We start from the raw sequence: 17918 nt of genomic DNA on the forward strand, positions 1-17918 counted from the left end.
ATTATAATAATGGACTAAAAAAACGACAAAGGCGCTCTAATGTTTTTTGTTTAATAGATCTTTTTCTAAAGGTTGCATAGTCTAATTTATTGGCTTTATTTTTTCGCTCTTGGAATTCTTCTTTTACTTCTAGAGTAATTTTTTTATCAAAAAGAATTGCATTTAGTTCATAATTATGCTCAAAACTTCTGCAATCGAAATTTGTAGAACCAATTGAAATAATTTCATCATCAATAAAAATAACTTTACTATGAGAAAAATCTTTTCTTAGGTAAATATGTACTCCTGCTTTTAATAAATCTTCAAAGTAAGAATACATACTGTATTTGGCTACTTTAGAATCGCTTTTTTCTGGCAACAATAACGTTACTTTTACGCCACTTAAAGCCGCCATTTTAAAGGCTTCTAAAATTGAAAAAGTAGGAATAAAATAAGGATTTAGAACACAAATACTTTTTTCTGCCAAGTTTATAAAACTTAAATATTGTTGCATAACCACAGATTGCTCATAATCTGGCCCACTAGAAACTAATTGTAATTTTGTATTACCTTTAGCATTGCAAGGTGTAATATAGTTTTTGTGTTGTGTTAAATCTTTATTGGTTGCATAGTAATAATCTTTTAAAAATGTTTTATGAATTCTGTTTACTGCACAACCTTTTACTTGTATATGTGTATCTTGCCAAATGCCTAAAAAATCATCATCTGTAATATATTCATCAGAAATATTAACACCACCAACAAAACCAATTTCATTATCTATTACAGCAATTTTTCGATGATTTCTATAATTTAAAGAGAATAAAAAAGTACCAAATTTAAAAGGCGTTTCTGGATATAATATTACTCCAATATCTTTTAATTTTCTTTTAGAACTATTACTTAAATTATAACTACCAAAAGTGTCATAAATAATTCTAACCTCAATATTATCTTTAATTTTTTGTTCTAAAACATTAATAATTTCTGATAAAATTTCACCATCTTCAATCATATAATATTGCAGGTGAATAAACTTTTTTGCATTTTTAAACGCCTCATTTAATGCTTTAAAAGTTTCCTTTCCATTTTTAAGTAAAACCACTTCATTTTTATCTTCTACATTACTTTTTGTAGAAGAATAAATAAGTTGAGAAATTTTCTTTTGTTTGGTATTTTCTAAAATTTGTAGATTGGCATCACCATCATCTTCTAAAGATTTCTTAATATGTTTTTTTCTTTTCTTGGTTTCTTTAAGTTCAAAAAACTTAATTTTTCTTCTGTTAATACCAAATAAAACAAACACAAAAACGCCTAAAAAAGGAAAGAAAAAGATAATTAAAATCCAACTTAAAGATTTAGAAGGTTTTACACCAAAATACAATACATTGTAAAATGCCCAACTGAATAAAATAAAATGTAAAATTCCTAAAACATAAAAAATCATATTATTTAATTTCTTTTAGCATCCAAACATTACAAGAATAATGGCAAGTATTGCCCATAGGTTTATCTAAATTTTTAAACCCGTATTTTTTATACAATTTTACTGCAGCTTCCATGTAAGGTAAGGTTTCTAAGTAACAGTTTTCGAAACCGAATTCTTTGGCTTTTTCTAAACAAACCGAAATTAGTTTTGTTCCCAAACCTTTACCTCTAGCAATTGGCAAAAAATACATTTTTTGTAGCTCGCAAGTATTTCCATCAAAATTATCTAATTGAGCAACCCCTGCTCCACCAACAACTTCGTTATTATATTCTACAACAAAATAAGCCACTTTTTCTTTTTGATAAGTTTCAAACATGGCATCTGTGGCTTTATCCTCATAAGCAGTACCCACTTTTGGTGCCCCCATTTCTAGAATAACATTTCTTACTACACTTGCCATTTGCAAATTATCTTTTGATTCTATTTCTCTAATGATAAAATCTGTACTTGTCATTTATTACTGTATTTTTGCAAGAGCAAGTTACCTATTTTTTTTATATATATTTGATGAAAAAGGCATTCTATTTTTTAGCTTTATTTTTATTTTTTTACAGTTGTTCTGTAAAAAAACAACCCATTTTTATAAAAATTGATGATGTAAAAATAGTAAGTTTTGCTGCTGATACTCTTAAACTGCGTGCAAATGCTTTTTTTGAAAACCCAAATGATGTTGGTGGTAAAATTTCTACTGATGACATTGCAATATTTGTAAATGATATTGAAATTGCTCAAGTTTTTTCTGATGAATTTAAAGTGCCTGCAAGAGATAAATTTACGATTCCGTTAACTGCAAATGTACCTACTAAAAAACTTTTAAATTCTGATAAGAATGGGGTTTTAGGTGGTTTAATAAATTCTTTTATCACTAAAAAAGTAAATGTTAGAATAAAAGGGAATTTAGAGTATGTTGTTTTTGGTTTCAAAAAAGAATTTATTGTTGATAAAACCGAAGAAATAAAAATTAAGTTTTAAATTTTGTCTTTTTTATCTCACCTAAAATAAAATAATTATCAATCACGAAATTTACATAAAACGCTGTTTACAAATTGCCAAAAATGGTATTGGAACTACCAGACCAAATCCAAGTGTTGGTGCTCTAATTGTTTTAAATAATAAAATTATTGCAGAAGGTTTTACTTCTAAGTATGGTAAAAGTCATGCAGAAGTAAATGCTGTGAATGCTGTAAACGATAAATCCGTTTTAAGAGATGCAACAATTTATGTAACCTTAGAGCCTTGTTCTCATTTTGGTAAAACTCCACCTTGTGCAGATTTATTAGCCAAACATAAATTTAAAAATGTTGTTATTGGTTGCAAAGACACAAACGATTTAGTTGCAGGAAAAGGAATTGAACGTATACAAAAAGCAGGAATTAACGTTATTATTGGTGTTTTAGAAGATGAATGCAGAGAACACCATAAAAGATTTTTCACGGTTCAAGATAAAAAAAGACCTTATATTATTTTAAAATGGGCAGAAACCAAAGATGGTTTTGTTGCTCCTTTAGAAAAAGACTCACAAGCCCCAGTTTGGATTTCTAACAAATATTCGCAACAAATTGTACACAAACTAAGAGCAAAAGAACATGCTATTTTAGTAGGTACAAATACTGTTATTGCAGATAATCCTAAATTAAATGTTAGAACTTGGTCTGGCAACAACCCAATTAGAATTGTTTTAGATAAAAATTTACGCATACCAAAAGAAGCGAATATTTATGACAAAAGCGTAAAAACCATCATTTTATGCGATGTCAAAAGTTTGGCGCTTAAAAAAAGTGATTTTATAAATAATGTTTCTCTAATAGATGAAACTAAAGAACATCAACTGGTATTTGAAAGCATTAATTTTAATCAAAATTTAGCTCAAGAAATTTGTGATGTTTTACAAAAACATAAAATTCAATCTGTAATTATAGAAGGTGGTACACAAACTTTACAAACATTTATAGATGCGAATCTTTGGGATGAAGCTAAAGTTTTTATTGGTGATAACACTTTTAAAACAGGAATAAAATCGCCAATTTTATCAGCAAAATTTACATCAGAAAGAAAAATAAAAAAAGATATTTTAAAAATTTATAACAATGATTAAGAATATAATTTTCGATTTTGGAGACATTTTTATCAACTTAGATAAAGAAGGAACTTATAAAGCTATGGCTGCTTTAGGCGTTACTAATATTACTCCAGAAATGATAGAAGTTTACCATCAATATGAAAAAGGATTAATGACTACAGAAGATTTCATCAACTTCTACTACAATAAATTTAAAATCAATAAAACAGATTTAGTAGCTGCTTGGAATGCTGTTTTGTTAGATTTTCCTCAAAGACGTTTAGACTTTTTAAAAGAATTAGCTGCTAGTAAAAAATACAGATTATTTTTATTAAGTAACACCAATGAATTGCACATACAATCAGTTATAGATACAGTTGGCGAAACTTTTTTTAACGAGTTTAAAGATTGTTTTGAGCAATTTTATTTATCGCATGAAATTCATTTTAGAAAACCAGATTCAGAAATTTATGAGTTTGTTTTAAACGAAAATAACTTAATTGCAGAAGAAACTTTGTTTGTAGACGATTTAAAAGAAAATACAGATTCTGCTAACACACTAGGCATCCAAACTTGGAATTTAACTCCAAAACAAGAAGATGTAACTGAATTATTCTCTAAAACCAATATTTAATTGATTTACCTTTTATTAAGCATCCTTTTTTCTACAGGGTTATTTGTTATTTTTAAATATTTTGGCATTTTTAAGGTTGATGTTTTAAAAGCAATTTTTATAAATTATATTGTTGCTTTTATTATGGGTTTTGCTTTAACTGAAAGTAGTTTTACTTTTTCTGAGCTCCCTAACAAACCTTGGTTTATTGGTGCTACTTGTTTAGGTGCATTATTTGTTTCTATTTTTTTTGTAATGGCAATGACTGCTCAAAGAAATGGGGTTTCTGTAACTTCTGTTGCAGGTAAAATGTCGGTTGTTATTCCTGTAATTTTTGGAGTATTTTTATACAATGAATCTGTAACCATCTTAAAAATAGCAGGAATTATTATTGCTTTAATTGCTGTTTATTTAGCTTCTGTAAAAGAAAAATCTACAGCTTCTAAAAATGCAGGTTTGCTTTTTCCTATTCTTTTGTTTTTAGGTTCTGGTGCTATTGATACTATTTTAAAATTTATAGAATCTAATTACGTAACAAATGATGATGTTTCTATTTTTTCTGGGAGTTTATTTGGTATTGCAGCTACTTTTGCTGGAATCGTTTTAATTATAAAAAGCATTAAAAAAAGAGAAGCCTTTGGTTTAAAAAATGTGATAGCAGGTATTGTTTTAGGAATCCCAAATTATTTTTCAATTGTATTTTTAATTAAAGCTTTGCAAACTGAAGGTTTTGAAAGTTCTACTTTATTTACCATTAATAATGTTGCTATTGTTATTGTGTCTACTATAGTTGGTATTTTAGTTTTTAAAGAACAGTTTAGCATCAAAAATAAAATTGGAGTTGCTTTGGCTATTTTAGGAATTGTAATTGTAGCTTTGGCTTAATGGAAAATGATAGTTATAAAACAATTCTAAAATCATCTACAGAAACACTTTTTAAAGAAAAAGGAAGTAAGTTTTTTGGCTATGCTTTTCCTGTTTTAAATGAAGATGATGTTAAAGACTGTTTAGAAAATTTAAGAAAAACACATCATTCTGCACGTCATTTTTGTTATGCTTATCAACTAGGAACAGAAACTATAAAATACAGAGCTAATGATGATGGAGAACCTAATAATTCTGCAGGACTCCCAATTTACGGACAAATTCAGTCTTTTGAAGTTACCAATATTTTAATTGTTTCTGTTCGTTATTTTGGAGGTACAAAACTTGGTGTTGGTGGTTTAATTAGTGCATACAAAACATCTGCACAAATTACTTTAGAAGCATCCGAAATTGTAGAAAAAACAATTGATGTTTTTTATAAATTGAATTTTGGTTATGATTTAATGAATAAAGTAATGCGCATTATTAAAGAGAAAAATATCAACCTTGTAGCTCAAAAAATGGAACTTTCTTGTGAATACACAATATCCATCAGAAAAAAAGAAGCACAAACAATTTTTGATATTTTTGATAATTTATACAAGGTTGAAATAAAAACTTTAGAGTAAATTAAAATCATCTAAATTGTTTACTCAACTTCCCTAAACTCTTTATCTTCTACAAAATATTTTATGATGGTTTTTGGTGGAGATATCGTTTGCCAAGAAGTATAATCGAACCAAAATAATTCTCTAGTTATTGTTGTACATAATTCCTTTTTATCATTATAAAAATGTATGCAAACATTCATTTTTTGATTTGAAAAAGCAATGCTCTTAAACTCTAAATCTACAGAAAAAGACTGTGTAAATAATAAAGGTTTGTATTGTATAATTTTATCATTTTTCTTTTGCAAACCTACTTTTAAAGCATTCATTTTTAACCTTGTAAATCCTTTTACAAATAAAAAAGTTTCTAACAATCTTGAAGAATAACTTAAATAAGCTGCATTTTGCATCACCATAAAATCGTTTACATCTTTACCATTAACTTTATAATTTCTTTGAAACATAGTTTTATTTTTGATTTAAAATGTTCTTGAAATGTTAAAGCCAAAATGAATATCACCACCAAAGAAATTACCAGTATTTTCTGCTATAAAACTCTTTTCTATCATAGTAATTGCATTCGACAAAATTAATTGAAATACATGCCCACCAGTTTCTATATCTACACCAAAAGCCAATGAATTTCTAGCATTTATAGATTCTGATTCATCAAAAGCATAATAATATTCACTGTTTAAAGAAACTCTTTTACTTAATTTTAATCTGCCTCCAAAACCAAGTGCAAAAATATCGTGAGGATCTGCTTCAATTTTAACCGTATTTCTATGGATGTAAGTTGGAGTTACTTGAAACGAAAAAGACTCGCTAAACTTTCTGGCAATTAATACTTGAGAAACATAAGATAAACTTTCTGCAAAAGTTCTTTTATCTGCAGGATCATAATCTTTAATGGTTTTTACAGCAATGCTACTAAAAAGTGAAACTGCAAAAGGAAAAGGTGTTTCGCCATTTTGTTGTTTTATTAAACTATATTTTAAGAAAGAATCATAGGTTTTCTCAAAACTACTTCTACCAAAACCCGCAGTTAAATTATCTGTTACTCCATATTCTAGAGCAAAACGTATATTAGATTGATCTAAGCCAAAAAGTTCATCAAAACCTAGATTTATAGCACCAAATCTATGAGAAATTATAAATTCTAATTCACTGTCTTTTCTATTTTCTATAGAATGCCCATTTAAAATTCTTGTTCCTTTAAAAGTTGCTGTAACAATATCTTTTGTTTTGTTTTCTGGTGTTTCATTATCTAAAATATCTAACAAATCATCTTGTGAAAAGGTAGAAATATTTATAGAAACAAGAAAAATGGCTAGTAGTATTTTTTTCATTTTTTAGGTATTATTTTTTATAAAATTGGTGATTTAAATTAAAAGTTACTTTTATTTTTTTAGCAATATTTTTGGCAACTACAGCTGGTATTTTTACATTAAAATCTTCTAAACTAATCATAAAATCTCCAGTAACTAAAATGCTGTTTTCTTTTTTAGTCATATTAGCATCAATAGTAATTTCTTTAGAAACTCCGTGAATTGTTAAAAAACCTTTTACTTGTTTTTTACTTACCACATCATTTACAGTATCAAAATTTAAAATTTCGCCTTTAAATGTAGCTTTTGGGTATTTGTCTGACTCTACATAGTTTTCATTAAAATGTTCTTGCATTAAAGCTTTTTCAAACAAAAATGATTTCATTAAAATTGAAATTGCCATTTTGCTATTATCAGTATCTATAATACTTAACACCTGATTATTATCTGCAGAAATATCTTCCATTGTTGCTTTAGAATAAAAGCTAATAGCACCACTTTTTGTTAAATATTTTCCTTGACTGTAAGTTATTGCAACAAATAAAAAGCAAGTAACTATTGTTATTATTAATTTCATATTTGGTTTGGTTTTTATATTAGAATTCTGATTTCACTAAAATAACATCCATTAAATACCCAGTACAGATGCCTTTTATGGTAATGCTTTCTCCAACTTTTAAATCACTCATTTTATTTGTAGCTTCTTCTGATAAATGGCACAGAATACTTGCAAAATCGTCATTTGTTTTTAAGGTTATAATTCCTTTTTCTTTTTCAATTTTTATATCAGAAATAATTCCTTTTATAGCAATAATTTTTTCTAAATACTTAGAATTTGCAGTAGTTTCATCCGTAGAAAATTCTTCAATAATTTTGTTTGCAGAAATATTAAAATCAGCCTTAGTAGCAACAATGTTTAAATGGGGTTTATTGTATGTTTTATAGCCTATAATAGCACCAACAATTCCTAAAATAAGAATTCCTAAAATAATTTTCTTAACCTTCATACTCAATTATTTTAATTATTTAATGCGCCATTATCTACCCAGCAAGAAATAGCCTCTATTTCTGTAGTTGTTAAAGAACCACCTTGTGGCATTCTTCTACTAACAACCTCTGCTTTTACACTTGTAGCATTTGCACTTATGCCATTGTAAGTAGTAAGATTAGGGAAATTACCTCCTGAACCATGACATTGAATACAATTATTATCAATAATCGGCTTTACGTTAATTGTGTAAGTAATCGTTGAACAAGGATCTGTTTCTGGTTCATCTTCAATAATAGTTTCTTCTACATTTGTTAAACAAGAAGCTAAAAAAAATGAAAAAGAAAACAGTAAAAATGTTTTTCTAAATTGTGAGTTGACTTTCATTTATAGTTGGTTTTAGAATTACCGTAAAATAAATGATTTACAACTGATTATAAACTATTAAGTTCTTTGAAAGAGAAATAAAAAAGGTTAAAAGGGAAAAAAATAAGTTAAAAGAAAAGTGTTTTTAATTAAAAAAACTAAATACTAAGCCATTGTTTAAACTCTGCAGCTTTGTTTTTACTGATAATTATTTCTTCGGATGTTTTAGACTGTAATAAAATTTTTAATTGACTATTTCCGTATTTAATAATTTTATCAATAGCAGTAATACTTATAATAAATTGTCTGTTTGCTCTAAAGAATAAAGTGGAATTTAAATTAGTATACATATCATCTAAACTCAAATTTGTTGTAGATCTTTTACCATCAAAACAAACAACATAAGTTATTGTATTTTCTGTATAAATATAGGCAATATCTTTGGTTGCAATTGGCACTAATTCATTTCTAACATACGTAAGAATTCTCTCTTTTTCTTTTTCTGTAGTTTCTTCTTTAATAGTTTTTAATGGTGTTTCTGCCACTTTTTCTTTGTAAGAAACCAAATCTGTATTCAGCTTAGAAAGGTTTACAACTTCTGATGTTAAATTAGAATTTCTTAATTCTAATTGTTTTTCGTAGGCACTACCAATAATTCTTACTGCAACAAAAGAAAGTACAATAACAAGAATACCCATTATTAAAAAAATAAGATGAAAATTACTTTTTAAAGTATTCATTTGAGTAGAAATACTCTTAATATTTACATTAGCAGCAACAATTAAATCAGCATTTTTAATGGGTGATATGTGAATGATTTCTGAGTGAGAATCAGCATTACTATTCACTAATAAATCATATAAATCATCAGAATTATTCTTTTCTTTTAAAGAGGTTAATAAAGTTTGATTAGAATTAACCAACTGCCCAACTTTTGTTTTATCAGGGTTTGCAATTTCTTTACCACTCCAATTAAATACACTAATAAACCAACTATTGGCATTAGAACTTTCTATAATTTCTTGAATATTTGTTACAATAGCTTCTTTTTTTATACCAGAAGATAATTGAAAATCAATAAGTTTTGCGACTTCATTTGCTTCTCTTTTGCTAGATTCTACTTGAACTTCTATTAATTGGTTTGCACTTACTTTTATAAAGTATTTAGATGCAAATAAGGCAACCATTAAAAAAATAGCTGCAATAGATAAAAAGGTTAAAAAATAAAGTTTGTCTTTTTTCATTTATATAAAGAAAGTCGAAATATACTACTATTCTTAATTTGTAGTCAAGATTTTATTCCTCTTTAAGTGATTTTTTTCGCTTTCGTATCATTTTTTTTTCTAAAAACAATAGTTTTTATTTTCTTTGATGATATATGAAAACTAAAAATAAGTTTTTACTGATAATGTTATTTTTGTTGATTTTAATAGGTGTTGTTTACTTTTCTAACCCTTTTTTAAACTCATCAAATAAAAACCTAGAAAACGAACTAGCAGAGCTTAGCTTAAATGCTGGTGAATTGGTAAACTCCTATTCAAATAATGAGGATAAATCTAATTATTTATATACAGGTAAAATTTTAGAAGTTACTGGTACTATTAAAGAAATTACATTTTTAAATGATAGAATTACCATTATATTAAATAGTAACTTTGAAACATTTGGAGTAATTTGCGACATCAACCCAAATCAAAAAAGAAAAATAGATCAACTAAAAGAACATCAAAAAATTAAAGTAAAAGGTATTTGCAAAGGTTTTTTAAAAGATGTTATATTACTAAATTGCACAATCGATTTACCAACCAATGAATAAATTATTACCGCTTTTTTTTCTTGCGATTTCTTTTGCAGATTTTAATGAAAAACAAAATCAATTTATTGCAAGGCAAGGCCAAATTTCTTTTTTTTCTTATACTAATGTAGAAAATATTGAAGCTAAAAACAATCAAGTTTTAAGTATTTTAGATATAGAAAAACAAGAAATTGCAATAAGTATGTTAATGCGTGCTTTTGTTTTTAAAAAGGATTTAATGTATGAACATTTTAATGAAAGTTATATTGAATCTGACATTTATCCAAAGGCAAATTTTGAAGGAAAAATTATTGATTTTGATGTAAATACTAAAGAACCTCAAACTAAAATTATACGTGGAAAAATTACAATTCATGGAATTACTAAAGAAATAGACATTAAAACAACTATCAAAAATAATAATGGAAATTATAATTTAACAGGAGAATTTAACCTAATTGTTAATGATTTTGAAATTAAAATTCCGCCAATACTCTCTAGCAATATTGCCAAAACAATTGCCATACAATTCAACTTTAAATACGAACCTTATGAAGAATAAAAACATATTTAAACTGTTCTTGTTGTGTATGCTATTAGTGCATTCTTCTCTAAACGCACAGGGTTTATTAGACAAATTAGAAAACGAATTTCCAGACAAACCTGTTTACGAAATTGCTACGTTTAAAACTACTAGAATTGGTTTAGGACATTCTATTGAAACACGTAAAAAAGGAGCTTTAGAAATTTCTTTATATAATAGATACTGGAACATTCCAGATTTTAAAGGACAACGTTTTTTAGCTGATGTGGTTAGTATACGTTATGGTTTAGATTATGCTTTTTCTGATAATTTTACTGTAGGTTTAGGTTACACAAATCACGATAAAATTTCTGACGGTTTTTTTAAATATAAACTTTTAAAACAACGTCAAAACTCCAACAAAGGATTGTTTAGTATTACCTTGATTCAAGGTATTTCTCACAGAAAAGTAGAAGGCATTTATAATGATAATTACGAACAAAATAATGCTTCAAGTTCGAGTAAATATGCTTTTACCAGTCAAGTTTTAATTGCAAGAAAAATAAATACAGAACTTTCTTTACAAGTTGCACCTACTTTTATACAAAGAGCAGAAAATCCTTTAATTGATGATACTAAAAATCAATTTGCAATTGCTTTTGGAGGTAGGCATAAAATAGGTGGCCATGCATCTATTGTATCAGAATATTTTTATGTAACAAATCCTTTAAAGTCTATTGAAACCTATAATGCTTTTATGATTGGTCTTAATTGGGAGTTGAGTCATTTATTACTACAATTTCAAATGACAAATGCTAGAAATTTTGCAGAAGATACTTTTATTACTCAAACTCGAAATAATTTTAACGCTAAAGATGGTAATTTCCATTTTGGATTTAATGCGACTTGGGTTTTACAGACTAAAAAGAAGAAGTTAAGATAATGTATCAAAAAAAACATTAAGCCCTAGTAAAAAAACTCCTTAACACCTTATTTACAAGTTATTACACCCATTAATTTTAAACATAATTTAATTTCACAATCTAATTCAATCAATTTTACCTAATGGTAGGTATTGTTTTGACTTTTAAGTTCAAATAAATTTGAACCTATAACTAAAAACTATTTATCATGAAAAAAACAAAATTTTTATTGCTGGCATTTTTAACTTTATTAACCATAAGTTTTACGAGTTGCGAAGAATTATTTGGTTTAGAAGATGAAGATGATAATGTTGTAGAAACTGTTGCTTGTGGCGATTATAATGGACCAAGTAATATTGATAATCAATACGACTATCAATGCCAAGCAGCTTACGCTTACAAATGTAATGGGCAAACAGAAGCTTTGGCTAGCCAGTGTGCATATTACAAACAATTGCAAGAACAGTTAAATTTACCTGATTGCGATTATTGTGATTAAAAAATAAAGCCTCCAAAAATTTGGAGGCTTTATTTCTTATACTAATTTCTTAGCATTTTTAACTTTTTGCTTTGTTAGAGCAATATCAATTACCTGTTTCATATCAGAAACATAATGAAAAGTTAATCCTTTTAAGTAACTTTCTTTAATTTCTAGAATATCTTTTCTGTTCTCTTCACAAAGAATAATTTCTTTAATATTTGCCCTTTTTGCAGCCAATATTTTTTCTTTAATTCCGCCAACAGGCAACACTTTTCCACGTAAAGTAATTTCGCCAGTCATTGCTAATTTATTCTTAACCTTTCTTTGTGTATAAGAAGAAATTAAAGAAGTTAACATGGTAATACCTGCACTTGGTCCATCTTTAGGAGTTGCGCCTTCAGGTACATGAATATGTACATTGTATTTTTCTAAAACTTCTGGTTTAATACCAAACTCTTCTGCATTAGATTTTATGTATTGCAACGCAATTGTTGCAGATTCTTTCATTACAGTACCTAAATTACCAGTAATAGAAAGATTTCCTTTTCCTTTAGATAAAATAGATTCTATAAACAAAATATCACCACCAACAGAAGTCCAAGCTAAGCCTGTAACAACACCAGCAACATCATTGGTTTCGTATTTATCTCTGTTTCTTGGTGTACCTAAAATTGCTTCAACTTTTTCTGATGATAAGTTAACCTCATATTCTTCTTCTAAAGCAATAGATTTAGCAGCAAAACGTACTACTTTAGCTACTTGCTTTTCTAAACCACGTACACCAGATTCGCGAGTATAACCTTCTACAATTTGTTCAATTTGTTTTTTACCTAATTTTAAATCTTTAGAAGTTAAACCGTGTTCTTTTAATTGTTTAGGTAATAAATGTCTTTTGGCAATTTCTACTTTTTCTTCAATAGTATATCCTGTAACATTTATAATTTCCATTCTATCTCGCAAAGCCCAAGGAATTTGTCCTAAGTTATTGGCTGTTGCAATAAAAAGTACTTTCGATAAATCGTAACCAACTTCTAAATAATTATCGTAAAAAGCTTCATTTTGTTCAGGATCTAATACTTCTAACATTGCAGAAGATGGATCTCCTTGATGACTTTGCCCTAACTTATCAATCTCATCCAAAACAAAAACTGGGTTTGATGTTCCTGCTTTTTTAAGATTCTGAATTAAACGTCCAGGCATTGCACCAATGTATGTTTTTCTATGACCTCTAATTTCAGCTTCATCACGCAAACCACCTAAAGACATTCTTACATATTTACGCCCTAAAGATTCTGCTACAGATTTTCCAAGTGAAGTTTTACCAACTCCTGGAGGTCCATATAAACAGATAATTGGCGATTTCATATCGTTTCTTAACTTTAAAACAGCCAAATGTTCTATGATTCTTTCTTTCACTTTTTCTAATCCAAAATGATCTCTATCTAAAACTTTAGTAGCACGTTTTAAGTCGAATTTATCTTCAGAGAAAATTCCCCAAGGCAATTCTAACATCAACTCTAAATAACTTCTTTGTACACCATATTCAGCAGCTTGTGGATTCATTCTCTTCAAACGCGCCAATTCTTTATCAAAAGTATCACCAACTTCTTTGGTCCACTTTTTAGTTTTGGCTTGCTTACGCATTTCTTCTAATTCTTGATCGTTAGAAACGCCTCCTAATTCTTCTTGAATAGTTTTTAATTGCTGATTTAAATAATACTCACGTTGCTGTTGGTCTAAATCTTCTCGCGTTTTAGACTGAATATCATTACGCAATTGTAGTTTTTGAAGCTCTTTATTTAAGTTTTTTAACGTTAATAATGCACGTTCTTTTAGATTATCTTTTTCTAAAATTACTTGTTTTTGCATTACACTTAAATCCATATTTGAGGCAATAAAATTTACCAAAAACGAATTAGATTGAATGTTTTTTATGGCAAAAGAAGCTTCACTTGGCAACATTGGGTTTTCTTTAATTACCTCTAATGCTTGCTCTTTAATAGAATCGATAATTGCATCAAATTCTTTAATATTCTCTATTTCCTTATTTTCTACAGCTTCTTTTACAGTTGCTTTTAAATAAGGCTCTGTCTGAATTAACTCGTCAATTTCAAAACGTTTTTTACCTTGAATTATAACAGTTATGTTACCATCAGGCATTTTTAAAACACGTAAAATTTGCGCAACAACTCCAGTTGTATGAATATCTTTTAAAGTAGGTAATTCTTCTTCTTCATTACGTTGTGCAACAACTCCAATTATTTTATCACCTTTATTAGCATCTTTTATTAATTGAATCGATTTATCTCTACCTGCTGTAATTGGTATTACAACTCCAGGAAATAAAACAGTATTTCTTAAAGGCAATATTGGTAAAGTTTCTGGTACACTTTCTTTATTAATAATCTCCTCATCTTCAGCTGTCATTAAAGGGATTAACTCAGAATCTTCACTCATAATATCTTGAAAAGACAAACTGTCTAACTTTATAATTTTTGATTTGCTCATATGCTATATATCTGTCATTCTGACATTGATTAAAATATAAATCGAAAACCAACATCTTTCTTGTAAAATTAAAATACTGATAATCAGAAATATAAAATTTTATTATTGATTACCATATTTACTAAAGACAATTGTTGTGCCAATTAATATAAATTTAAATTACTTCATTAATTTTTATCATTTTTGTAAAAAAAATAAATGTCTAATATTACAATAAAGACTATTAAGTATAAAGGCTGGAAAAATGCAATTGAAATAACAAATTTAACAATAAAGCTAATTGTAGTGCCAGAAGTTGGTAGAATATTACATTTTAGTTTTATAAATTCTGATAATATTTTTTATGAAAATAAAAAGTTAGAAGGTTTAGAATTTATAAAAGGTAACTATTATATAAAAGAAGGTATAAAACAAGCTCCTAATATTGGTGGCAATAGAGTTTTACCCTGTTCTGAAGATTATTTTCATTTAATTACAGGTTCTAGGCATATACCAGATCCGTATATAAATGCAAGTGAATATAAAGTTACTTTTTTAAAAAATGGTATTCTTCTTAAAAGTCCTGTTAGTAATTTACTTGGCATACAAATCAAAAGAAAAATTACTATTAATGATTTAGGTACTAACGTAAATATAGTACAGGAATTAATTAAAATAAAACCCGCAAAAAATATTGAATTAGAAAAAATACCGCTTACAATTTGGAGTTTATCAAAAATTAAAACTCCAAATATTAGTTATTCAAAATTAGCAAAAAACAGTATTTTTAAAAATGGATATACAATTTCTAAATGGCCAGATGCCAAGAATTATGCAAAAGAAAATGCATCCGTAAAAAACAATCTTTTAGCATTAAAATCTTCTGATGAGTTTCCTCAAAAAATTGGTACGGATTCAAGAAATTGGGTAGCAGGTTATTCAAACAATACTTTGTTTGTAGAAAAATTTATCTATGATAAACAAGAAACATATCCTGATAATGGAACTTCAGTAACCATTTTTGGTAATCATTTATTTACAGAATTAGAATGTTTAAGCCCTGAAAAGAAATTAAAAATTAATGAAACAATACGTTATGATTTAAGTTGGCAATTAGTTAATCTAAGCAACCACCAAGAAGCAGAACAACTCCTTAACGAATTGTAAATCAAAAAAGTATAATATATATTTAAAAAAAATATTTTTATTTTCACAAAACTGTCACAACTCAAAAATAGTTTTGTCTTTAGTATAGAAGTTTTTAATTGGAAGCTAATCAACCACATATAACCAACCTTTTAGAACGCTGTAAATCGTCTGATAAAAACGCGCAACTGAAAATTTACAATGCTTATTACAAAGCAATGTACAACTCAGCCCACCGAATTTTAAAAGACAGTTACGAAGCTGAAGATATTATGCAAGAAGCATTTTTAACAGCGTTTACAAAGTTAAATTCCTACAAAGGGGAAGTTGCTTTTGGTGCTTGGTTAAAACGAATTGTTATCAATAAAAGTTTAACACAACTTAAGAAAAACAATCGTTATGAAGAAGTAAAACTAGAGGTTGTACCTAATGATGAAATTGAAGATGAAGCAATAAATTACACAGGTTTAAATCCTAAATTGGTTTTAAACACTTTACAAGGATTAAAAGATAATTATAGAGTTGTGCTCACTCTTAATTTAATAGAAGGTTTTGATTATGAAGAAATTGCACAAATATTAAATTACACAAACGAAAATGTGAGAACCACAGTTTCTAGAGCAAAGAAAAAATTAAAGCAAGTTATACTTGCCCAAAATATACAAGCACAAGCTTATGGAAGATAAATTACATAACTTTTTTTCTGAAAATGATTTCGATTTTCAAGAACCACACTCAGGCCATTTAGAGCGTTTTGAACGTAAACTAAATTCACCTAAGAAAGTAAACCGTACTTCTTGGAAATGGCTTTCTGTAGCAGCATCTGTAGTTTTAGTTCTTGGCTTTTGGTTAGGTAGCACTCATCAAAAAAGAATGATAGATTTAGCAGACGTTTCTCCTAAATTAGAAGAAGTACAAGACTATTTTGTAACGACTATTAATCAAGAATTAAAAACGGTAGAAAAAAACAGAAGTTTAGAAACAGAATCTATAATAGAAGAAGCTTTAGATCATTTAGAAGAATTAGAAGATAATTACAGACTTTTTATTTTAGAACTAAATGCAGATGTTAATAAAACAACAATCATCAATTCTATGATTAGAAACTATCAACAACGTTTAGAAATTTTAGAAAATGTATTGCAACAAATTGAACAGATTAAGAATCCAAACCTTTTAAATGATGAAATCTATATATAAAATTACATTCCTATTTTTACTTTTTCCACTCATAGCATTCGCAAATAGTGATGGTAAAAAACAAGAAAAAAGTAAAGTTATTACTAAAGAATACAAAGTAAATGCTAATGCTAAAGTAGCTATTAACAACAGGTATGGAAATTTAGACATTACCACTTGGGATAAAAACCAGGTAGAAATTGAAGTTACCATTACTGTAAAAGGTGATAACTTAGAAAGTTTAGAAGATAAGCTAGCTAGTATTGATGTAGAGTTTGAAACGTCTTCAAATTTTATATCAGCAAAAACAATTTTTGAAAAACAGCAAAAAAATAGTTGGTCTTTCTGGAAAAAAAGTAATAATGTTAGCTATAAAATAAATTACAAAGTAAAAATGCCAAAAACTAATACTGTTGATTTAGACAATGATTATGGAAGTATTTTTTTAGGTGATTTGTCTGGTAATGCAAATATTAATTGCGATTATGGTAAAATTATTGTTGGTGAACTATCTGCAAGTAATAACAATATTAATCTAGACTACTGCTCTTCATCTACCATAAGTTACATGAAAAGTGGAAATGTAAATGTTGATTATTCTAAAATTACTATTGATGAAGCTGAAGATTTAAAAGTAAATGAAGATTACTCTACTATTAAATTTGGTAAAGTTAAAGACATCAATTTTAACGCAGATTATGGTTCTGTAACTATTGATGAAGCTGTAAATGTAGATGGTAACTCAGATTATGCAAGTATGCGAATTGGTACTATTTATAAAACTTTAACCATAGAAACTGATTATGGAAGTGTTTCTGTAAAAAGATTGGCAAAAGGTTTTGAAAGTGTAGAAATTGACGGACAATATGCAGGTATTAAAATTGGTGTAGATGAAGATGCTGTTTTCGATTTTGTGCTAGACTTACAATATGCTGGTTTTAAATATGATGATGATCAAATTGAGTTTTTCAAGAAAATATCTAAATCAACAAAAAAATATTACGAAGGTAAATTTGGTAAAGGAAATTCTGATGCTAGAATAAAAATAAGATCTCAATATGGTGGTGTATCCATCAAAGAAAACTATTAA

At 27.4% G+C, this 17918-nt stretch carries 22 protein-coding genes; 13 read left to right on the top strand and 9 right to left on the bottom strand.

Annotated features, from left to right (window positions below; all coding sequences use genetic code 11):
- Window position 1: 1 nt before the first annotated feature.
- On the bottom strand, window positions 2-1426 hold the full coding sequence (gene cls / locus ACJJVK_RS16490) for a cardiolipin synthase (RefSeq protein ID WP_405568053.1): 1425 nt from the start codon (window positions 1424-1426) through the stop codon (window positions 2-4).
- A 1-nt stretch (window position 1427) separates the two neighbouring features.
- Window positions 1428-1922 (bottom strand): GNAT family N-acetyltransferase, encoded by a 495-nt coding sequence (locus ACJJVK_RS16495; protein ID WP_405568056.1) that lies wholly within the window; start codon window positions 1920-1922, stop codon window positions 1428-1430.
- A 53-nt stretch (window positions 1923-1975) separates the two neighbouring features.
- Here ACJJVK_RS16495 and ACJJVK_RS16500 point away from each other — a divergent pair, with 53 nt between their 5' ends.
- The 5 genes from ACJJVK_RS16500 to ACJJVK_RS16520 are packed head-to-tail and all read left to right on the top strand — an operon-like array spanning window position 1976 to window position 5633.
- Window positions 1976-2440 (top strand): LEA type 2 family protein, encoded by a 465-nt coding sequence (locus ACJJVK_RS16500; RefSeq protein WP_405568058.1) that lies wholly within the window; start codon window positions 1976-1978, stop codon window positions 2438-2440.
- Window positions 2441-2474: 34 nt separating this feature from the next.
- Complete coding sequence (ribD, locus tag ACJJVK_RS16505) at window positions 2475-3563, top strand: bifunctional diaminohydroxyphosphoribosylaminopyrimidine deaminase/5-amino-6-(5-phosphoribosylamino)uracil reductase RibD (protein WP_405568396.1); 1089 nt, start codon at window positions 2475-2477, stop codon at window positions 3561-3563.
- Window positions 3556-4161, top strand: a complete 606-nt coding sequence (locus ACJJVK_RS16510) for an HAD family hydrolase (RefSeq protein ID WP_405568060.1) — start codon at window positions 3556-3558, stop codon at window positions 4159-4161. Before ribD ends, ACJJVK_RS16510 begins: the two co-directional genes overlap by 8 nt.
- On the top strand, window positions 4162-5025 hold the full coding sequence (locus ACJJVK_RS16515) for an EamA/RhaT family transporter (protein ID WP_405568062.1): 864 nt from the start codon (window positions 4162-4164) through the stop codon (window positions 5023-5025).
- Window positions 5025-5633: an IMPACT family protein gene (locus ACJJVK_RS16520; RefSeq protein WP_405568065.1), complete on the top strand. Its 609-nt coding sequence runs from the start codon at window positions 5025-5027 to the stop codon at window positions 5631-5633. Before ACJJVK_RS16515 ends, ACJJVK_RS16520 begins: the two co-directional genes overlap by 1 nt.
- Before the next feature lie 20 nt (window positions 5634-5653).
- Here ACJJVK_RS16520 and ACJJVK_RS16525 read toward each other — a convergent pair whose 3' ends face one another.
- From ACJJVK_RS16525 to ACJJVK_RS16550, 6 genes are all read right to left on the bottom strand, one after another.
- Window positions 5654-6076, bottom strand: coding sequence for a thioesterase family protein (locus ACJJVK_RS16525; RefSeq protein ID WP_405568068.1), 423 nt, complete (start codon window positions 6074-6076; stop codon window positions 5654-5656).
- 15 nt (window positions 6077-6091) lie between these two features.
- A complete protein-coding gene (locus tag ACJJVK_RS16530) occupies window positions 6092-6961 on the bottom strand; it encodes a DUF5777 family beta-barrel protein (protein ID WP_405568070.1) in 870 nt (289 codons plus the stop codon).
- A 10-nt stretch (window positions 6962-6971) separates the two neighbouring features.
- On the bottom strand, window positions 6972-7517 hold the full coding sequence (locus ACJJVK_RS16535; protein ID WP_405568073.1) for a YceI family protein: 546 nt from the start codon (window positions 7515-7517) through the stop codon (window positions 6972-6974).
- Window positions 7518-7536: 19 nt separating this feature from the next.
- On the bottom strand, window positions 7537-7947 hold the full coding sequence (locus ACJJVK_RS16540; RefSeq protein ID WP_405568075.1) for an OB-fold protein: 411 nt from the start codon (window positions 7945-7947) through the stop codon (window positions 7537-7539).
- A gap of 11 nt (window positions 7948-7958) precedes the next feature.
- Window positions 7959-8315, bottom strand: coding sequence for a c-type cytochrome (locus tag ACJJVK_RS16545; protein WP_405568077.1), 357 nt, complete (start codon window positions 8313-8315; stop codon window positions 7959-7961).
- A gap of 137 nt (window positions 8316-8452) precedes the next feature.
- Window positions 8453-9538 carry a LytR/AlgR family response regulator transcription factor gene (locus ACJJVK_RS16550; RefSeq protein WP_405568080.1) on the bottom strand — a complete coding sequence of 362 codons (1086 nt, stop codon included), beginning with the start codon at window positions 9536-9538 and terminating at the stop codon, window positions 8453-8455.
- Between the two features lie 134 nt (window positions 9539-9672).
- Between ACJJVK_RS16550 and ACJJVK_RS16555 the strand changes: the two genes are divergently transcribed.
- The 4 genes from ACJJVK_RS16555 (at window position 9673) to ACJJVK_RS16570 (ending at window position 12034) form a co-directional block, all read left to right on the top strand.
- The gene (locus ACJJVK_RS16555) at window positions 9673-10110 is read left to right on the top strand and encodes an OB-fold putative lipoprotein (protein ID WP_215995141.1); all 438 of its coding nucleotides are present in this window, start codon (window positions 9673-9675) and stop codon (window positions 10108-10110) included.
- Window positions 10103-10651: a YceI family protein gene (locus ACJJVK_RS16560; protein ID WP_215995142.1), complete on the top strand. Its 549-nt coding sequence runs from the start codon at window positions 10103-10105 to the stop codon at window positions 10649-10651. Before ACJJVK_RS16555 ends, ACJJVK_RS16560 begins: the two co-directional genes overlap by 8 nt.
- Window positions 10641-11555, top strand: a complete 915-nt coding sequence (locus ACJJVK_RS16565; RefSeq protein ID WP_405568083.1) for a DUF5777 family beta-barrel protein — start codon at window positions 10641-10643, stop codon at window positions 11553-11555. The genes ACJJVK_RS16560 and ACJJVK_RS16565 overlap by 11 nt, the downstream gene beginning before the upstream one ends.
- Before the next feature lie 188 nt (window positions 11556-11743).
- A complete protein-coding gene (locus ACJJVK_RS16570; RefSeq protein WP_405568086.1) occupies window positions 11744-12034 on the top strand; it encodes a hypothetical protein in 291 nt (96 codons plus the stop codon).
- Between the two features lie 36 nt (window positions 12035-12070).
- Here ACJJVK_RS16570 and lon read toward each other — a convergent pair whose 3' ends face one another.
- On the bottom strand, window positions 12071-14524 hold the full coding sequence (gene lon / locus ACJJVK_RS16575; RefSeq protein WP_405568089.1) for an endopeptidase La: 2454 nt from the start codon (window positions 14522-14524) through the stop codon (window positions 12071-12073).
- A gap of 198 nt (window positions 14525-14722) precedes the next feature.
- Here lon and ACJJVK_RS16580 point away from each other — a divergent pair, with 198 nt between their 5' ends.
- The 4 genes from ACJJVK_RS16580 to ACJJVK_RS16595 all read left to right on the top strand — a co-directional run bounded on the left by ACJJVK_RS16580 (window position 14723) and on the right by ACJJVK_RS16595 (window position 17918).
- Window positions 14723-15670: a hypothetical protein gene (locus tag ACJJVK_RS16580; RefSeq protein WP_405568092.1), complete on the top strand. Its 948-nt coding sequence runs from the start codon at window positions 14723-14725 to the stop codon at window positions 15668-15670.
- A 98-nt stretch (window positions 15671-15768) separates the two neighbouring features.
- A complete protein-coding gene (locus ACJJVK_RS16585) occupies window positions 15769-16335 on the top strand; it encodes an RNA polymerase sigma factor (protein WP_405568094.1) in 567 nt (188 codons plus the stop codon).
- Window positions 16325-16849, top strand: coding sequence for a hypothetical protein (locus ACJJVK_RS16590; protein WP_405568096.1), 525 nt, complete (start codon window positions 16325-16327; stop codon window positions 16847-16849). The genes ACJJVK_RS16585 and ACJJVK_RS16590 overlap by 11 nt, the downstream gene beginning before the upstream one ends.
- The gene (locus ACJJVK_RS16595; RefSeq protein ID WP_405568099.1) at window positions 16830-17918 is read left to right on the top strand and encodes a hypothetical protein; all 1089 of its coding nucleotides are present in this window, start codon (window positions 16830-16832) and stop codon (window positions 17916-17918) included. The genes ACJJVK_RS16590 and ACJJVK_RS16595 overlap by 20 nt, the downstream gene beginning before the upstream one ends.

The organism is Polaribacter sp. Asnod6-C07 (genome assembly GCF_045063625.1).
Taxonomy (GTDB): domain Bacteria; phylum Bacteroidota; class Bacteroidia; order Flavobacteriales; family Flavobacteriaceae; genus Polaribacter; species Polaribacter vadi_A.

Excerpts from the sequence above, each read along its gene's own strand:
- cls (WP_405568053.1), bottom strand. The coding sequence starts at position 1,426 with ATGATTTTTTATGTTTTAGGAATTTTACATTTTATTTTATTCAGTTGG.
- ACJJVK_RS16495 (WP_405568056.1), bottom strand. The coding sequence starts at position 1,922 with ATGACAAGTACAGATTTTATCATTAGAGAAATAGAATCAAAAGATAAT.
- ACJJVK_RS16500 (WP_405568058.1), top strand. The coding sequence starts at position 1,976 with ATGAAAAAGGCATTCTATTTTTTAGCTTTATTTTTATTTTTTTACAGT.
- ACJJVK_RS16510 (WP_405568060.1), top strand. The coding sequence starts at position 3,556 with ATGATTAAGAATATAATTTTCGATTTTGGAGACATTTTTATCAACTTA.
- ACJJVK_RS16520 (WP_405568065.1), top strand. The coding sequence starts at position 5,025 with ATGGAAAATGATAGTTATAAAACAATTCTAAAATCATCTACAGAAACA.
- ACJJVK_RS16525 (WP_405568068.1), bottom strand. The coding sequence starts at position 6,076 with ATGTTTCAAAGAAATTATAAAGTTAATGGTAAAGATGTAAACGATTTT.
- ACJJVK_RS16530 (WP_405568070.1), bottom strand. The coding sequence starts at position 6,961 with ATGAAAAAAATACTACTAGCCATTTTTCTTGTTTCTATAAATATTTCT.
- ACJJVK_RS16535 (WP_405568073.1), bottom strand. The coding sequence starts at position 7,517 with ATGAAATTAATAATAACAATAGTTACTTGCTTTTTATTTGTTGCAATA.
- ACJJVK_RS16540 (WP_405568075.1), bottom strand. The coding sequence starts at position 7,947 with ATGAAGGTTAAGAAAATTATTTTAGGAATTCTTATTTTAGGAATTGTT.
- ACJJVK_RS16545 (WP_405568077.1), bottom strand. The coding sequence starts at position 8,315 with ATGAAAGTCAACTCACAATTTAGAAAAACATTTTTACTGTTTTCTTTT.
- ACJJVK_RS16550 (WP_405568080.1), bottom strand. The coding sequence starts at position 9,538 with ATGAAAAAAGACAAACTTTATTTTTTAACCTTTTTATCTATTGCAGCT.
- ACJJVK_RS16555 (WP_215995141.1), top strand. The coding sequence starts at position 9,673 with ATGAAAACTAAAAATAAGTTTTTACTGATAATGTTATTTTTGTTGATT.
- ACJJVK_RS16560 (WP_215995142.1), top strand. The coding sequence starts at position 10,103 with ATGAATAAATTATTACCGCTTTTTTTTCTTGCGATTTCTTTTGCAGAT.
- ACJJVK_RS16565 (WP_405568083.1), top strand. The coding sequence starts at position 10,641 with ATGAAGAATAAAAACATATTTAAACTGTTCTTGTTGTGTATGCTATTA.
- ACJJVK_RS16570 (WP_405568086.1), top strand. The coding sequence starts at position 11,744 with ATGAAAAAAACAAAATTTTTATTGCTGGCATTTTTAACTTTATTAACC.
- lon (WP_405568089.1), bottom strand. The coding sequence starts at position 14,524 with ATGAGCAAATCAAAAATTATAAAGTTAGACAGTTTGTCTTTTCAAGAT.
- ACJJVK_RS16580 (WP_405568092.1), top strand. The coding sequence starts at position 14,723 with ATGTCTAATATTACAATAAAGACTATTAAGTATAAAGGCTGGAAAAAT.
- ACJJVK_RS16590 (WP_405568096.1), top strand. The coding sequence starts at position 16,325 with ATGGAAGATAAATTACATAACTTTTTTTCTGAAAATGATTTCGATTTT.
- ACJJVK_RS16595 (WP_405568099.1), top strand. The coding sequence starts at position 16,830 with ATGATGAAATCTATATATAAAATTACATTCCTATTTTTACTTTTTCCA.